The following is a 16059-nucleotide window of genomic DNA, read 5'->3' as shown; positions in this document are numbered from 1 at the left end:
GGTCTTCAAAGCGTTACTATATCATGTTTTTCGATTTCGCGCAGTGCGATGGATGGCGTTCACAGCGGCTGGCCATCGCGATCGCGGTAGATTTCGCGCCGCCCGACATGATTGGCCGGGCCGACCAGCCCGTCCTTTTCCATACGCTCGATCCATTTCGATGCGGTGTTGTAGCCGACACCCATCTGCCGCTGGATCCAGCTGGCCGAGGCTTTCTGGTTTTCGAACACCATCTGGCAAACCTGTACGTACTTGCGCTGTTCGGGATCGTCCGATCCGCCATCGAGGTCATCGAACGCAAAGCCGCCGTCTTCCGGTTCCTCGGTGACAGAATCGACATATTCGGGCGAGCCCTGACCGCGCCAGAAGTTCGCCACTTCCTCCACTTCCTCGTCCGACACGAAGGGGCCGTGCACGCGGGTCAGCGGCTTTGAACTCGCCTTGTAGAGCATGTCGCCCTTGCCCAACAGCTGTTCCGCGCCCTGTTCGCCAAGGATCGTGCGGCTGTCGATGCGGCTAGTGACGTGGAAGGAAATGCGGGTCGGCATGTTCGCCTTGATCACGCCGGTGATGACGTCCACCGACGGGCGCTGCGTCGCCATGATGAGGTGGATGCCCGCCGCACGCGATTTCTGGGAGAGGCGCTGGATCAGGACTTCGATCTCCTTGCCCACCGTGATCATCAGGTCGGCCAGTTCGTCGACGATCAGCACGATCTGGGGCAGGACTTCGTAATCGAGCTGCTCTTCCTCGAAGATTTCCTCGCCCGTTTCGGGGTCGAACCCGGTTTGCACACGGCGGCCAAGCGGCTTGCCCTTGGCCCTTGCGATCTTCACCTTCTCGTTGAAACCGGCAAGGTTGCGCGATCCGATGGAGCTCATCATCCGGTAGCGCCGCTCCATCTCTTCCACCGCCCATTTCAGCGCGCGGACCGACTTTTGCGGCTCCGTCACCACGGGGGAGAGCAGGTGCGGGATGTCGTCGTAGGTCTTGAGTTCAAGCACCTTGGGATCGATCAGGATCAACCGGCACTCGGCAGGGGTCAGACGGTAGAGCAGCGACAGCAGGATCGCGTTGAGGCCGACGGATTTGCCCGAACCCGTCGTACCCGCGACCAGCAGGTGGGGCATGGCGGCAAGGTCGGCGACGATCGGCTCGCCCGCGATATCCTTGCCAAGGATGATCGGCAGCATGCCCTTGTGATCGCCGAACGCGGCGGATTCGATCAGTTCGCGGAACGAGACCATCTGGCGGTCGGCATTCGGCAGTTCGATGCCCATTACGGTCTTGCCCGGAATGGCCGAGACGCGGGCGGAAATGGCACTCATGTTGCGGGCGATGTCGTCGGCAAGGCCCATGACGCGCGCGGCCTTGATGCCCGGCGCCGGTTCCAGTTCGTACATCGTGACGACAGGCCCCGTGCGAACAGCGGTGATTTCACCCTTTACGTTGAAATCTTCCAGCACGTTTTCGAGCAGGCGGGCGTTCCGTTCCAGCGCCATCTTGTCCAGCTTGTGGCCAGACTGATCCGGCACTTCGGCCAGCAGCTCCGGGCTGGGCAGCGCATAATCGGCATTGAAGAAGTCGCCTTGCTTGGGCTTCTTCGCCTTTGCCGCGGGCTTTGGCGGCGCGGTCGGATCGGAAATTTCCGGCGCGCGGCGCGGTGCGGCGTCCACGATATCCGGATCGTCATCGATGACGGTTTCGCGCGGGGCCTTCTTCGCCTTGCGCGGGGCAACGACCACGCGGCCATCGTCCGCATCGTCGGCGCGATCACGCTTCAGGCCAAGCGGCAGCGTCAGCAGCCCCGCCCAGTCGATGGCGAAGACGCGCCCCGCAGCATAGGCACCGCCCAGCAGCGCCAAGACAGCCAGCACAAGGATCACCCACCCGCCATAGGGCGAAGGCGCGAAGGAGGAGAGGCCGTAGATCAGTTTCGATCCGGCCAGTCCCGCGATCCCCCCCATTCCGGCGGGAAGGCCCCAGACCGGCCCTTCGACCAGCAGCGCCAGCACGGTTGCCAGCAGTAGCATCGCCAGCGCCAGCATGGCCAGCGGGCGCCACCAGTGCGGGCGATCCGCCGCTTCATGTTCGGCAAGCTGCCACAACCGGCGCGCGAATACCCACAGCATCGGCAGGATCAGCACCGCCACTGGGCCAAAGGCTAGGAACAGCAGGTCCGCCGCATAGGCGCCGGGCACACCCATCCAGTTGGCCGTGCCTTCGCCCGCCGCAGTGGAAAGCGAACCGTCCGTCTGGCTGTAGCTGGCCATGGCCAGCGCAAGGAACAGCGCAAGCAGCATCAATGCCGCCGCGCCGGCCAGTTCGCCGGTGCGGCTGACACTGCGCTTCAGCGCGGCGCGCCAGTCCGGTCTGTTTTGTGCCGCTCGCGTGGCCATTGGTTCGGTTCCCCGTTCGTTCGCGCGCGAAATTACGCGCTGCGCGTGATGTGGGTCAATCGATCGACATGGCCCCTGTGGGTATCGCGGCAATTCGTCAGGACGGTGTCAGCCCGTCGATCGCGGCCCAGCCGTGCGGGGCCATCGCGCGGGCGCGTCTTGCGTTCATCCCGCCCAGCATCACTACCGGCACCTGAGCATGGCGGGCGATCAGGCGCGCGCGCATGGGTCCAAGCGCCTTTGCGCCGGGATGGCTGCGCGTTGCGAAGACCGGCGACAACATGACCAGATCCGCCCGCGCGCGATGCGCTTCGCCCAGTTCGCGCAGGGAATGGACCGTCGCCACGCGGATCAGCCCGTGTGCGCCCGCCACTTGCGACGGTGCACCATAGACGGCATCCGCGCCCCAGTCCCTTGCCCGCGCCGGATCGCCCGCCAGCGCAACCGGAATACCGCGTGCCCGCGCGATGTGCGCCAGTACCTTGAAGCGCGCATGTCGCTGAGGCGTTGGCAGGTGGTAGTGCCGGAACACGAACCCGCTGCCGCGCGGCAGGGTGTCCAGCGCTTTCTCCAGCACGGCATCGTTGCGCGCATCGCTGATCAGCCATGTTGCGGGCAGGACGCGTGTTGTCAGGAGGGTCTGGCTCTTCGTCACGGCATCGCTATAGCAGCGCGCCATGACCGAACCAGCGCAAGCCTTGCAAGAAATCCGCGAAGACATCGACCACGCCGCCCGCATCGCGCGGCGCAAGGGCGCGGACGTGACGCTGATCGCGATTTCGAAAACGAAGTCCGCAGAAGAGATCGAGCCCTTGCTCGAAGCGGGCCACCGCGTCTTCGGTGAAAACCGCGTACAGGAGGCGCAGGCCAAGTGGCCCGAACTGAAGGCACGCCATCCCGGCGTGGAGCTGCACCTTGTCGGCCAGTTGCAATCGAACAAGGCGGACGATGCGGTTGCGCTGTTCGATGCGATCCACTCGCTGGACCGGTCCAGCCTCGTGCAGGCACTGGCCAAGGCGTTCGGGAAAGCGGGGCGGACTGTGCCCTGCTTCGTGCAGGTGAACATCGGCGACGAGGATCAGAAGGGCGGCTGCGCCATCGCCGACTTGCCCGCACTGATCGCCGAGGCGCGAGAGGCAGGGATTCCGGTTGCGGGCCTGATGTGCGTGCCGCCACTCGATGTCGAACCGTCGCCCTATTTCGCGTTGCTGGCGAAGCTGGCTGCGGAAAACGGGCTGGAGGGCCTTTCCATGGGGATGAGCAGCGATTTCGAAAGCGCGGTGAAGGTGGGCGCGACCCATGTGCGCGTCGGCACCGCGCTGTTCGGCGCGCGGGGATAGGGGCGTCGGGCGGAACCGCCATGCCGCCGCGCTCGTTGCAGGTGGCAAAGGAGTTTTCATGACCGATGTGAAGATCACGCGCCACGATGGCGACAGCCGCGGCGCATACAAGGCCGAAGTTTCCGGACACGCGGAAGCCGGCGAGCTGACTTACCAGAAGCAGGCGGACGGAAAAGTGCTGGTGGCCGACCACACGTTCGTGCCGCCGGCGTTGCGCGGCAAATCCGTGGCGGCAAAGCTGGTCGAGGCACTGGTTGCCGATGCGCGCGAGCAGGATTTCAAGATCAGGCCGCTATGCAGCTATGTCGTCACCGCGTTTCGCCGCAATCCGGAATGGGCCGACGTTCGCGCCTGAACAGTCTGGTGCAAGTACAGGCCCAATAACGGGGTGACGAATTATGTCACCCGACTGCCTCTCTCAAATGTTAGAATGACTTGCCGGCATGGGGCGACTCGCCGGTAATCCACGCATCTGTCCATTCTGGGGGAGACAGACTGATGAATATCTTGCGTACAACCGGTTCCGTTTTCGCGCTTGCCGCCGCCGTCGGCCTTGCCGCCACGCCAGCACTTGCGAGGAAGGCTAGCACGCTGACCGACATCAATGGCTTGGGCGCGTCCAGCGCGGAAGGCGAACTGCAGTCCCGCGGCTTTATCTACGTCGACGGGCGCAAGGGCGGCTATTCTTCAAGCTACAGCAACTGGTGGCACGGCGCTGACAAGAATTGCGTGCAGGTCGAGGCGATGGACGGGCACGTCATGACCATCAGCGACGTTTCCGCGCAAGATTGCGGGCACAGCGAACATCATTCCGGTGCCGGTACCGCCGTTGCCGCCGTGGCGGGTGCGGCGCTGCTGGGCGCATTGCTCAGCCACAAGTCGCACCATCACGACGATAACAAGCATCTCGACGATGCGAATGCGGAGCAGGAATACGAACGCGGCTACAACGACGGGCTGCACAACGTCGCGTACCACAACTACGACAAGACCGACGCCTATTCATCGGGCTATTCTGCAGGCGTCGACCAGCGCGGGCACAACACCAGCTATCACCACGGCAGCGGCGGCTATCGCGAAAAGGCTCAGTTTGCCGATCTGCAGGGCGCGCGGGCGCAGAATTTCGACAGGGTGCTGGAAGAACGCGGCTTCGCCAATGTCGACGGGTTCAAGTCGGGCACCAGCGCATATACCATCTGGGCGCGTCCGCAGTCCGGCCAGTGCCTTCAGGTGACGGTTGCCGACGGCAAGGTCTACGACATCCGCGACATCGGCCAACATCCCAAGTGTTGATCGCGCCGGCTTGATTCGAGGTGGGGCGGGGGCGGCCGCAACCGTCCCCGCCCCTCCCGACACGCGCTTGGGGTGTGTGCCGGGAAACAGGATATCTTGTGTTAGCTGCAGCCCGGCTTGTTCGGATTGCAGGGCTTGGGATTGGTGTGGCTGTTGCCGGGGTTGTCGGTAGTGACCGGTTCCTGTGCGACGGTTTCCTGGTTCACCGGTGTTCCGTCGGCGGAGCCGCTATCAAGGCCCTGACCGCCGCCGTTGTTACCGTTGGACGATACCGCCGCCACCGCGTTGGTCGAATCAAGTTCCGTGTCGAGGCTGCCGCCTGACTGCTTGACGTTGGCGCCAAGAACCAGAGCCGCCGCGCCGATGCCGGGGCCGACCACTGCGATGATAAGCGCATACTCGGCAGCCGAGCCGCCGCTTTCATCCTTCCAGAACCGCTTGAACATATCTGCTTCCCTTCCGCGCCGCCCGCGATGCCAAAGGGGCCGGGCGATACGACGCAGCTGCAAATACGCTCTCGTCCAACAGGCAAGAAGGCCGGTCATAGATATGACGGAACTCTTCACCTGTGTAACGGAGCGCTAACGAACCGTTGCGCTAGGGTAAGGCGAACAGGTTAACGGGCCGCAAAGAAGCGGATCAGCAGCCGGGACGGGCGATGTCGGTCGGGATAGGCGCCGATGGGGCCGTAAAAGCGATGGTGCTGCTGGGGAGGATTGAACTCCCGACCTCACCCTTACCAAGGGTGCGCTCTACCACTGAGCTACAGCAGCATCGCCATCGTGTCCGTTACCGGAGCTGTGCGAATCCGCCATTCCCGCCTGTAGGGTCGGGGGTTCGCAGGGGCGCGCTATTGGCGGTGGGGCCGGTGCTTGTCAAGCACTGCATTGCCGCGCTTGCGAGCCGGCGGTGGTGATGCCATGGAATGGCGATGGATGACGGCAACCCGGACAGCGCAGGTCAATCGGTGACCACGGGCGCGAACGCGGCGGAAACGCGTGAGGAACGGCTTGCCCGCCAGCTGCGCGAAAACCTGAAGCGGCGCAAGGCGCAGGCCCGCGTGATCCGCGCCACGGGCGGGGCGGAACGCGAATCCTGACCGGCGGGCGTTAACCGCTTCGCGCCCCGATTTTGCACACCGTATCGCAACCCCCTTGATGGTACGGTCCTTTCGGTTAATCTTGAAACAATCTGATCCGTGCTATGCGTGGAGCCATGATGGGACTGGACATTCGTAATCTTCGCCGCGCGGCCGTTGCCGCGCTCTCGCTGCCGGCACTGCTTGCCGGCGCGACCGTCGCCAGCGCGCAGGAAGCGCCGGCTCAGTCGTTCGAACAATTCATCAACGGGCCCAACGGCTCCGTGCTTGACGGACGGCAGGCCGACGATGCTGTCGGCAGCGGTCTTCGCCAGCAGTTGTTCGCCGTCGCCCGCCCCGACAAGGGCCGCATCGGCGTTGCCGCTCTCGACCTTTCCACCGGACAGACGGTTTCGATCCTTGGCGATCAGTCGTTTCCGATGGCCAGCACGTCGAAGATCGCGATTGCCGCGACTTTCCTCGCCGGTGTCGACAAGGGTATCTACAGGCTGGATGCCAAATATCCGCTGATGATCCCGGTCGCCTCGCGCCCGTTCTCGACCAGCGTTGCACCGGTAAAGCCGGGCATGGAACTGACCGCGCGCAGCCTGATCGAACTGATGATCACGCGCAGCGACAATACCGCGACCGACGCGATGCTGAAGGCCGTGGGCGGCCCGGCGGAAGTCACGAAATGGATGCGCGGCAAGGGTTTCCAGCGTTTCCGCATCGACCGCGATATCGCGACGCTGGTACGCGACGACGGCGAATTCGATCCGGCAACCGGTGCGGATTTGCGCGATTCGACCCCGCCTGACGAAATGGTTCGCCTGATCGCGGGTCTATACAAGGGCGAGTGGCTGTCGGGCGACAGCACCGATGTCGTGATCGGCGCGATGACCCGCACCGTGACGGGTAGCCGCCGCATCAAGGCGGGCCTGCCCAGCGGCACGAATTTTGGCCACAAGACCGGCACGCTGAACAATACGGCAAGTGATGTCGGTTTTGTCGAGATGCCGGACGGGCGCGTGATCGCGATGGCGATCTACGTTACCGGACAGGGCGGCCGCCCGCAGCGCGACGCGCGCATCGCGGAGATTACGCGCACGCTTTATGCCGGGTTCGCCAATCCGCGCCTTGCGGCAAGCGCGGTCAACGACAACACCCGCGCGCGCTGACCGCTACGCCTGGGCGAACAGCCCGGCGTAGCGTTCGCGCAGCAGTTTCTTCTGGATCTTGCCCATGGTGTTGCGGGGCAGTTCGTCCACCGCGATGACCTGCTTGGGCACCTTGAATCCGGCAAGATCGCGCTTCATCGCCTCTCGCACGGCATCTGCATCCAGCGATCCGGCAGGGCGGACCACGGCCACCACCGCTTCGCCGAAATCGGGATGGGGCACGCCGATCACGGCTGCCTCGGCAATGTCTTCGCGGTCGTCCAGCAGGGCTTCGACCTCTGCCGGATAGACATTGAGCCCGCCGGTAATGATCAGGTCCTTCTCCCGCCCGACGAGCTGGACGTAACCGTTGGCATCGATCAGCCCCATGTCGCCGGTGATGAACCAGCCGCCGTCGCGGAATTCCGACGCGGTTTTTTCGGGCATCTGCCAGTAACCGGCAAAGACATTCGGCCCCTGCACTTCCACGATCCCGACCTCACCCTGCGGCAGGACGGTGCCATCCTCCCCTGCGATGCGCAGCGACACGCCCGGCAGCGGCGGACCGACGAAACCGGCCTTGCGCTCACCGTCATATGGGTTGCTGGTCAGCATGCCGGTTTCCGTCATGCCGTATCGTTCAAGCACGCGGTGTCCCGTCCGATCCTCGAAAGCGCGGTGGATGTCGGCGGACAGTGGTGCCGAGCCGGAGACGAACAGCCGCATCCGCGCAGCTACGTGGCGAGTGAACGTGTCTTCGCCCAGCAGGCGGATGTAGAATGTCGGCACGCCCATCATCACGCTGGCGTCCTGCATCGCGGCGATGGCGGCCTTTGCGTCGAACCTCGGCTGGAAAATCACGCAGGCGCCGGAAAACAGCGCGCAGTGCAGCGCCACGAACAGCCCGTGGACATGGAAGATCGGCAGCGCATGGATAAGCCGGTCCTTGCTTGTGAAACGCCAGAAATCGACGAGCATTTCGCCGTTGGACACCAGATTGCGGTGGGTCAGCATCGCGCCCTTGGGCTTGCCGGTAGTTCCGGAAGTATAGAGGATCGCGGCAATGTCGTCCCGCTGGCGCGGCGCGGGCGGCGCAGCTTCTGCGGGAAGGTCGGCGAACAGATCGTCGAGCGTCGTGATTGCCAGCGCATCGCCACCGATGCGGCGGAACAGGCCCTGCGAACCCTCGCGGCACACGGCGATGACGGGCGTGGCATCGCCCACGAAATAGGCCAGCTCCGCCTCTGTATAATCGGTGTTCAGCGGCAGGTAGATCGCGCCCAGCCGCAGCGCCGCAAGGTAGAGCACGACAGTCTCGACCGACTTTTCCGTCTGCACAAGCACCCGTTCACCCGGGCGGACGCCCATCGCGGCCAGCTTCGTCGCCAGCCGCCCTGCGGCCGATTCCAGTTCGGCGTAAGTCCAGTTCCGGTCCGCAGCCTCTATCGCGGTACGGCCTGCGAAATCCGCGAAACTGCGCGCAAAACGCTGGTAGAGGTCGCCTTCGTGCATCGTTGTCATCCTTGCTCGTATCGGACGTGCTCTGCCTGCGCGTTTCGCAATAGGCAACTCCTGACCGCCACCGGGCATCGGTTGCGCCAATTGTCATTTTCGCAAATGGCATAATCATGTAATTGTAATCCGCATGACACCTGAAACCATGATCGAACGCCCGCCACTGCGCATTGGCGAGCCTGCACCCCGCTTTTCGGCTCGCAGTACGCAAGGGCCTGTGGATCTTGCCGAATTTCGCGGCCGCTGGCTGATGCTCTTTGCGCATCCGGCCGACTTCACGCCGGTCTGCACCAGCGAATTTGTCGCGCTGGCCAAGGCCGCGCCGCAGTTCGAGGCGCTGGATTGCGCGATGATCGGGGTGTCGGCCGACAGTCTCTACTCGCACCTCGCGTGGATACGCATGATCCGCGACATGGCGGGTGTGGAAGTGTCCTTCCCCGTGGTGGAAGACCCGACGATGGAGATCGCGCGCGCCTACGGCATGATCGGGTGCAGCGCGCAGGATGCGGGGGCGATGCGGATGACTTGCTTCATCGATCCCGAAGGGGTGCTGCAGGCATCGACCTGCTATCCCGCCAGCGTTGGTCGCTCCATCCCGGAACTGCTGCGCGTCTTGCAGGCGCTGCAGCAGACGCATGCGGGCGATGTGCTGGCCCCGGCGGACTGGCAACCGGGAGAGCCGCTGCTGCAGGCACCGCAAGAGACGGCAGCGGCTGCGCTTGGCGGGGTGGCCGCGACGGACTGGTTCTACACGAAGGCCGCATCGTGAGCGACGCGCGCGAAAGCGACGATCGGGAGCCCGATGCCGAACTGCTGCGCGCCATTGCGCATGGAACGCGGTTGCAGATTCTGTCGGTATTGCAGGGTGCGGAACGGGCCGTGGGCGAGATCGAGGCGCTGACCGGCATTGCCCAGCCGGGCCTGTCCCAGCAACTGGGCGTTCTGCGCAAGGCCGAACTGGTCGGCACGCGGCGGGAAGGCAAGCAGGTGTTCTACAGCCTCGTGGCCGAACGGCTGACAGAAGCACGAGCGCTGATCGACGAGCTGCTTCCGGCCTCATCCGTCAGCCAAACCCCGGCCCCGACCGAGCCGAACGATCCCGTGCAACGCCGGGGCGGGGCAGCCGTGTTCGCGCGGATTACCGGCTGACCGTAACGAAAAGGGCGCCGGAAGCGATTGCTTCCAGCGCCCTTCGCTAAATCGTTCGTGCGACGATTAGTCGGCAGCAGCTTCTGCTTCCGATTCGTTCTGCACTTCAGCTTCGACTTCTGCAGCAGCGTCGTCAGCAGTGTTGGCAGCGTCGGCCATCGCATCGTCAACGGCTTCGCCAGCAGCGTCCATGTTTTCGGCGGTGTCTGCAGCAGCCGAGTCAACGGTGGTTTCAGCAGCTTCTTCGGTGCCTTCCGAGCAAGCGGTGAGCGAGAGAGCAGCACCGGCAGCAGCGGCGGCGAGAATGATCTTGCGCATGAATATGCATCCTTGTTCCGAATATCACGCGACCGGTAAGCCGGACACGCAAGCCCAACCGCGGGGGCTGGCCTCGGCACGCAGGAATAAAGGCTTCCAAATCAGGATGCAAGCGTTTCACGCAAAACGCCAAGTTCCGTATGGCAGGCCATCTTGTCGAGAATAGGGCGCTTTGCGGCTGAAATGGGGCGAAAGCGCAGTTTGCTGACAGGGTTCGCGAAGCATGAAATCAGCGGCTGACCTTGCGGCGCTGCGCTGCTAATCCCCCTGCATGAGTGATGCCGAAACCGCGCCGCGCAAGCCCCATCTCTACCTTGTCGACGGCTCCGCCTATATCTTCCGCGCTTACCACCGACTGCCGCCGCTGACCGATCCGGAAGGCACGCCGGTCGGCGCGGTCTATGGCTATACTACGATGCTGTGGAAGCTGGCGCAGGATCTTGATGAAGCTGACGGGCCGACGCATCTGGCGGTCATTCTCGACAAGGCATCGCGCTCTTTCCGGCACGACCTGTTTCCCGAGTACAAGGCGAACCGCCCGCCGCCGCCCGAAGACCTCGTGCCGCAGTTCCCGCTGATCCGTGATGCCACCCGCGCCTTCAGCCTGCCCTGCATCGAGGAAGATCTGCTGGAGGCCGACGATCTCATCGCCAGCTATGCCCGCGCCGCGACGCGGCAGGGCTGGAACGTGACGATCGTTTCTTCGGACAAGGACCTGATGCAGCTCGTCGGCACGTGCGGTGAGGGCGGTGGCTGTGTCGACATGCTCGACACGATGAAGAACGCGCGCATCGACATTCCCGAAGTGCAGGAAAAGTTCGGCGTTCTGCCCGAACAGCTTGGCGACGTCCTCGCGCTCATGGGTGACAGCGTCGACAACGTGCCGGGCGTGCGCGGCATCGGGCCGAAGACGGCATCGAAGCTGATCAACGAATACGGCACGCTGGAGGCCGTGCTGTCCGCCGCGCCGGACATGAAGCAGTCCAAGATGAAGGAAAACCTCATCGAGCATGCGGACATGGCGCGCCTGTCCCGCGAACTGGTTCAGCTGAAGGAGGATTGCGATCTTCCCATGGCGTTGGAGGATTTCGCGCTCGACGGCATTCCGCCCGATCCACTGGCGGCGTTCCTATCGAAGCATGGCTTCACTTCGCTGCTGAAGCGGCTGGGTACCGGTGCGGGCAGCCCCGCGCGGCCCACCGATCTCAATCCGGCGAAGGTAGAGAACGCAGGCGCGGGCAAGAGCGAAGGCGCGACCCGCCAGCCGCTGCCCGAATGGCCGAAGATCGACCTCGACACTTACGAATGCGTGCAGTCGGTCGAACGGCTCGACGCGTGGATCGAACGCGCCTTTGCGGCCCACGCGGTCGCCATCGATACCGAGACGAGCTCACTGGATGCGATGCGCGCCGAACTGGCGGGCGTGAGCCTCGCACTTGGGCCGAACGATGCCTGCTACATCCCGCTCGGCCACGGCAGCGACGACATGTTCGCCGAAAAGCCGGAGCAGATCGCGCTTGAGACTGCGATCGAGAAGCTGAAGCCGTTGCTGGAAAGCGATGCGGTTCTTAAGGTCGGGCAGAATATCAAGTACGACATCAACGTGCTGGCTCGTCACGATATCGCGATGGGACCGGTGGAGGACACGATGATCCTGTCCTTCGACCTTGACGCAGGGCGCGGCGGGGGCGGGATCGGGCAGGCGCACGGCATGGACTCGCTTGCCGAAACGCATCTTGGCCACACCACCCTGACGTTCAAGGACATCTGCGGCACCGGCAAGAAGCAGATTTCGTTCAGCGCCGTCCCGCTCGACAAGGCGACGCGCTATGCCGCCGAGGACGCGGACGTGACATGGCGGCTCTGGAAGGTCCTGCGCCAGCGCGTGGCGGACGAAGGCGCGACGCGCATCTACGAACAGGTCGACCGCCCGCTGATCCCCGTCGTCGCGGGGATGGAGCGTGAAGGCATCAAGGTCGACCGCGAGTTCCTGTCGGGGCTTTCGTCCGAATTCGGCGGCCAGATCGACGCGCTGGAAAAGCAGATTCACGAAATGGCCGGAGAGCCGTTTACCGTCGGCAGCCCCAAGCAGCTTGGCGAGATCCTGTTCGACAAGATGGGCTACAAGGGCGGCAAGAAGGGCAAGAGCGGGCAGTATTCGACCGACCAGTCAGTGCTCGAAGGGCTGGCCTCGCAAGGCGTGGACATGGCCGCGCGCGTGCTCGACTGGCGGCAGCTGTCGAAGCTGCGTTCGACTTATACCGAAGCGTTGCAGGAAGCGATCAACCCGCGCACGGGCCGCGTGCACACGAGCTACAGCCTTGTCGGCGCGCAGACGGGGCGGCTTTCGTCGACCGATCCGAACCTGCAGAACATCCCTATCCGCACCGAGACGGGCCGCCGCATCCGCGAGGCTTTCGTCGCCGAGGAAGGCAATGTCCTGCTCGCCGCCGACTACAGCCAGATCGAACTGCGGCTGGCCGCGCACATGGCCGACGTTCCGCCGCTGAAGGAGGCGTTCGCCAATGGCGAGGACATTCACGCCCGCACCGCGCTCGAAATGTATGGCGAGGTTACCCGCGACACCCGCGCGCAGGCCAAGACGATCAACTTCGCGATCCTCTACGGCATTTCCCGCTGGGGCCTTGCCGGGCGGCTGGGTACCGACGCGGACGAGGCGCAGGGCATGATCGACCGCTATTTCGAGCGGTTTCCCGGTATCCAGCGCTATATCGTCGCCACGCTCGAGAAAGTGCGTGAGTGCGGGTATTCCGAAACGCTGTTCGGGCGAAAGACGCACTTCCGCAACATCAACTCCAAGAACCAGGCCGAGCGGCAGGGCGCCGAGCGCGCCGCGATCAACGCGCCGATCCAGGGCACCAGCGCCGACATCATCAAGCGCGCCATGGCCCGCATGATGCCCGCGCTGCGCGATGCGGGGCTGAAGGACGTGCGGATGCTGCTGCAAGTGCACGACGAACTCGTCTTCGAACTGCCAGAGGGCGACGTTACCGCCGCCCGCCCGATCATCGAACGCGTCATGGCCGAGGCTGCGCTGCCGTCTGTCACGCTCGACGTGCCGCTGGGCATCGATATCGGCACCGGCAAGTCGTGGGGTGATGCGCACTGATCGCCCGCTGCCCTCGTTCCGGCATCAAGGCGATTGACCTCGTGTCGTTTGTTACAGACAGACAGCCGCTGTAGCGGCTAGGGTCCCCGACGGGATTGAACAAAGGCCCGGGTGCACAGGCAAGTGTGACTCGCAGGCAAATGGGGTTCGCAGGCAAGTGGCGACGGCAATGGAAAATCCGCTGCAGGTTGCGCACAGCGGCGCGCGGAAAAGGCGGCGCCGGCGCCGTGTATCGGCCCTGTTCGTCTTTGCGCTTACTGCGATCGGCCTGATCGGCAGCTTGTTCCTCGTCTGGTCGACCATCGCCAGCGAACGTGTGGAGCGCGAGCAGGCCAACCGCACCAACCAGATCATGATGGCCCTGCGTGACATCGATCGTGCCGCGATCAACGCCGAAACCGGCCAACGCGGCTATTTCATAACGCTCGACCGGCGATACCTTGCCAACTACGAATTCGGCCGGACGCTCTATCCCCGCGCGCTGGAGAGGTTGAAGCGCAAGACCCGCGAAGGCGACATCCTGGCACGGCAGGAACAGTTGCTGGCCGATATCGAACAGCGCGCCGACGACAAGTTCGCCGAACTGGCGGCCAGTGTAGAACTGATCGAACAGGGCGAGATCCGCGAGGCGCAGCAGCGCATCCTGTCCAACGAAGGACGGATGGCGATGGAACGCCTGCGCGAATCGCTGAGCGAGATGGAGGCGCTGGAACAGGGCATCCTCGCCGAAGCGTCGGCGGATGCCGCCAAGTCGGAAGATCGGGTCCTGCCCCTGCTGGCCGTCACCATGCTGCTTACGCTGGGTTCGCTTGCCCTCGGCCTGTCGCAAACGGTGCGTGCCACCCATGCCGAGGCGCAGGCCGCGCAGGCCGCGGAACTTGCCGAAGCGCGGGACCGTGCCGACCTGCTTGCCCACGAGTTGAACCATCGGGTGAAGAACCTGTTCGCCGTCATCCTCGCCATCGTACGGATGAGCGCGCGCGACTTGCCCGATGCAAGGCCGGTGACGGAGGGGATCGCGGCCCGCATTCACGCCCTGCTCGACGCGCACGAAGCGACGCAGGGCAAGGACGCGGACGGCAATGCCTCCATGCGCCGCCTCGTCGACAAGGTGCTGGCGCCTTACCTGACAGAGGACAATCCGGTCGAGGTGTCGGGGCCGGAAGTGACGCTCAACGCGCGGGAGGCGACGCCGCTGGGGCTGGTTCTGCATGAACTGGCGACGAATGCGGTGAAATACGGCGCATGGTCGGAAAACGGTGGCCGGATCGTGATCCGCTGGGACTATCACGGCGACGGCGAGGACCGCGAACTTGCCATAGAGTGGCGCGAATTTTCCGACAATCCGAACCCGCCCACGGGGCGTGAAGGGTTTGGCTCGATGCTGATGCAGAGCAGTGCGCGCCAATTGGGCGGAAAGATCGAACGGGCATTCGCCAGTGACGGGATGATTGTCGCCATACGGATTCCGCACGCGGTCTGAACGCCGATCCATCGTCGGAGCGCACCCCTCGCACGACGGACATCCCGGCCTGCCCTTGCATGTTGCAGTGCAGCAACGTAGTCCACGCCGACATGGATAAACTGACCGACCTGTTCGCAAGCCAGCCCGGTCCGATGCGCGAAGTAGCCGTTGCGGTGCTGGCCGCCGCCATTGCCATTATCGTGGCACTGGCTGCCCATCGGGTAATATTCAAGATCCTGCGCCGCGTCGCGCGCGGCAGTGGCAACACGACCGACGATGTCGTGGTGCGAAAGCTGGCGCGGCCGTCGCGCTACGCCTTTATCGCGCTCGGCCTCGTGCTGGCGGCGCGCGAGATTCCGGCGCTTGACGACATCTGGGAGAAGATCGCCGGCTTCGTGATGCCGGCGCTGGTCGGCTGGATGGCGATGGCGATCATGCACGCCTTCATCCATGCCATGACGGAGCGCGCGGACATCACCGTGCCCGACAACCGGCAGGCGCGTCGCAAGCGGACGCGGCTTGCGATATTTTCCCGCATCGGCACGGCGCTGATCATCTTCATCACCGTGGGCCTGATGCTGCTGTCGATCCCCGGCGTGCGCGATATCGGCGTGACGCTGATGGCATCGGCGGGCCTTGCCGGCCTTGCCGTGGGCGCAGCGGCGCAACCGGCGCTCAAATCGTTGATCGCGGGATTGCAGATGGCGATAACCGAGCCGATCGCGATCGACGACGTTGTGATCGTCGATGGCGAATGGGGCAGGATCGAGGATATCAAGACGACCTACGTCGTCGTGAAGATCTGGGACGAGCGCAGGCTGGTTGTCCCCACAACCAAGTTCCTTGAGGAAACATTCCAGAATTGGACCAAGCGCGGCGCGCAACTGCTGGGTTCGGTCATGCTCTATGTCGATCCGGTGACGGATGTCGCCCCGATCCGTGCCGAATTCGAACGCCGGATTGCCAACCACCCCCTGTTCGACGGGCGCGTGCAGAATGTGCAAGTGACCGACGTTACGCCGCAGGCGATGGAAGTGCGCCTGTTGCTAAGCGCGCGCAATTCGCAGGACTTGTGGGACCTGCGCGTCGCGATCCGTGAAGCGATGATGGACTGGCTGCGCAAGGAAATCCCCGACGCCATCGTGCGCCAGCGGATCGAACCGTCAGGGCCGCTGGCCATCGCGCAGTCGCCCGCACAGGCCTGAAACGAAAAGG

The 16059-nt window shown here is 64.2% G+C and carries 15 protein-coding genes and 1 tRNA gene; 10 read left to right on the top strand and 6 right to left on the bottom strand.

Features of this window, described 5'->3' with window-relative positions:
* Window positions 1-59: 59 nt before the first annotated feature.
* Both A7A77_RS11130 and A7A77_RS11125 read right to left on the bottom strand, forming a co-directional pair.
* The gene (locus A7A77_RS11130) at window positions 60-2399 is read right to left on the bottom strand and encodes an FtsK/SpoIIIE family DNA translocase (protein ID WP_066557810.1); all 2340 of its coding nucleotides are present in this window, start codon (window positions 2397-2399) and stop codon (window positions 60-62) included.
* A gap of 97 nt (window positions 2400-2496) precedes the next feature.
* Window positions 2497-3078: a thiamine phosphate synthase gene (locus tag A7A77_RS11125; protein WP_066557807.1), complete on the bottom strand. Its 582-nt coding sequence runs from the start codon at window positions 3076-3078 to the stop codon at window positions 2497-2499.
* Between A7A77_RS11125 and A7A77_RS11120 the strand changes: the two genes are divergently transcribed.
* The 3 genes from A7A77_RS11120 (at window position 3077) to A7A77_RS11110 (ending at window position 5032) form a co-directional block, all read left to right on the top strand.
* A complete protein-coding gene (locus A7A77_RS11120) occupies window positions 3077-3739 on the top strand; it encodes a YggS family pyridoxal phosphate-dependent enzyme (RefSeq protein ID WP_066557804.1) in 663 nt (220 codons plus the stop codon). The genes A7A77_RS11125 and A7A77_RS11120 overlap by 2 nt on opposite strands.
* A 58-nt stretch (window positions 3740-3797) precedes the next feature.
* Complete coding sequence (locus A7A77_RS11115) at window positions 3798-4094, top strand: GNAT family N-acetyltransferase (protein ID WP_066558099.1); 297 nt, start codon at window positions 3798-3800, stop codon at window positions 4092-4094.
* Between the two features lie 143 nt (window positions 4095-4237).
* Window positions 4238-5032, top strand: coding sequence for a hypothetical protein (locus A7A77_RS11110; protein WP_066557801.1), 795 nt, complete (start codon window positions 4238-4240; stop codon window positions 5030-5032).
* Between the two features lie 101 nt (window positions 5033-5133).
* On the opposite strand, the gene A7A77_RS18540 is transcribed toward A7A77_RS11110, so the two are convergent.
* Both A7A77_RS18540 and A7A77_RS11100 read right to left on the bottom strand, forming a co-directional pair.
* Complete coding sequence (locus A7A77_RS18540) at window positions 5134-5478, bottom strand: Flp family type IVb pilin (protein WP_066557798.1); 345 nt, start codon at window positions 5476-5478, stop codon at window positions 5134-5136.
* A 252-nt stretch (window positions 5479-5730) separates the two neighbouring features.
* Window positions 5731-5805, bottom strand: a tRNA-Thr gene (locus A7A77_RS11100).
* 158 nt (window positions 5806-5963) lie between these two features.
* On the opposite strand from A7A77_RS11100, the gene A7A77_RS17895 reads away from it, so the two are divergent.
* Together A7A77_RS17895 and A7A77_RS11095 are read left to right on the top strand one after the other, a co-directional pair.
* Entirely contained in the window at window positions 5964-6131 is a 168-nt protein-coding gene (locus tag A7A77_RS17895; protein WP_156500531.1) for a hypothetical protein, read from the top strand.
* 116 nt (window positions 6132-6247) lie between these two features.
* Window positions 6248-7288 (top strand): serine hydrolase, encoded by a 1041-nt coding sequence (locus tag A7A77_RS11095; protein ID WP_066558096.1) that lies wholly within the window; start codon window positions 6248-6250, stop codon window positions 7286-7288.
* A 3-nt stretch (window positions 7289-7291) separates the two neighbouring features.
* Here the strand turns inward: A7A77_RS11095 and A7A77_RS11090 are convergent, their stop codons facing one another.
* A complete protein-coding gene (locus A7A77_RS11090; RefSeq protein WP_066558092.1) occupies window positions 7292-8779 on the bottom strand; it encodes an AMP-binding protein in 1488 nt (495 codons plus the stop codon).
* Window positions 8780-8912: 133 nt separating this feature from the next.
* Here A7A77_RS11090 and A7A77_RS11085 point away from each other — a divergent pair, with 133 nt between their 5' ends.
* Window positions 8913-9551 carry a peroxiredoxin gene (locus A7A77_RS11085; protein ID WP_066557795.1) on the top strand — a complete coding sequence of 213 codons (639 nt, stop codon included), beginning with the start codon at window positions 8913-8915 and terminating at the stop codon, window positions 9549-9551.
* Window positions 9548-9931: an ArsR/SmtB family transcription factor gene (locus tag A7A77_RS11080; RefSeq protein WP_066557792.1), complete on the top strand. Its 384-nt coding sequence runs from the start codon at window positions 9548-9550 to the stop codon at window positions 9929-9931. The genes A7A77_RS11085 and A7A77_RS11080 overlap by 4 nt, the downstream gene beginning before the upstream one ends.
* Window positions 9932-9997: 66 nt before the next feature.
* Here the strand turns inward: A7A77_RS11080 and A7A77_RS11075 are convergent, their stop codons facing one another.
* Entirely contained in the window at window positions 9998-10249 is a 252-nt protein-coding gene (locus tag A7A77_RS11075) for a hypothetical protein (RefSeq protein WP_066557790.1), read from the bottom strand.
* A 271-nt stretch (window positions 10250-10520) separates the two neighbouring features.
* On the opposite strand from A7A77_RS11075, the gene polA reads away from it, so the two are divergent.
* The 3 genes from polA to A7A77_RS11060 all read left to right on the top strand — a co-directional run bounded on the left by polA (window position 10521) and on the right by A7A77_RS11060 (window position 16049).
* Window positions 10521-13379 carry a DNA polymerase I gene (gene polA, locus A7A77_RS11070; protein ID WP_066557785.1) on the top strand — a complete coding sequence of 953 codons (2859 nt, stop codon included), beginning with the start codon at window positions 10521-10523 and terminating at the stop codon, window positions 13377-13379.
* 169 nt (window positions 13380-13548) lie between these two features.
* Entirely contained in the window at window positions 13549-14862 is a 1314-nt protein-coding gene (locus A7A77_RS11065) for a sensor histidine kinase (protein WP_082836075.1), read from the top strand.
* Between the two features lie 92 nt (window positions 14863-14954).
* Entirely contained in the window at window positions 14955-16049 is a 1095-nt protein-coding gene (locus A7A77_RS11060; protein ID WP_066557782.1) for a mechanosensitive ion channel family protein, read from the top strand.
* Window positions 16050-16059: the final 10 nt, after the last annotated feature.

The organism is Croceicoccus bisphenolivorans (assembly GCF_001634625.1).
Taxonomy (GTDB): Bacteria; Pseudomonadota; Alphaproteobacteria; order Sphingomonadales; family Sphingomonadaceae; genus Croceicoccus; species Croceicoccus bisphenolivorans.
This window is presented reverse-complemented; position numbering and strand designations above follow the sequence as displayed.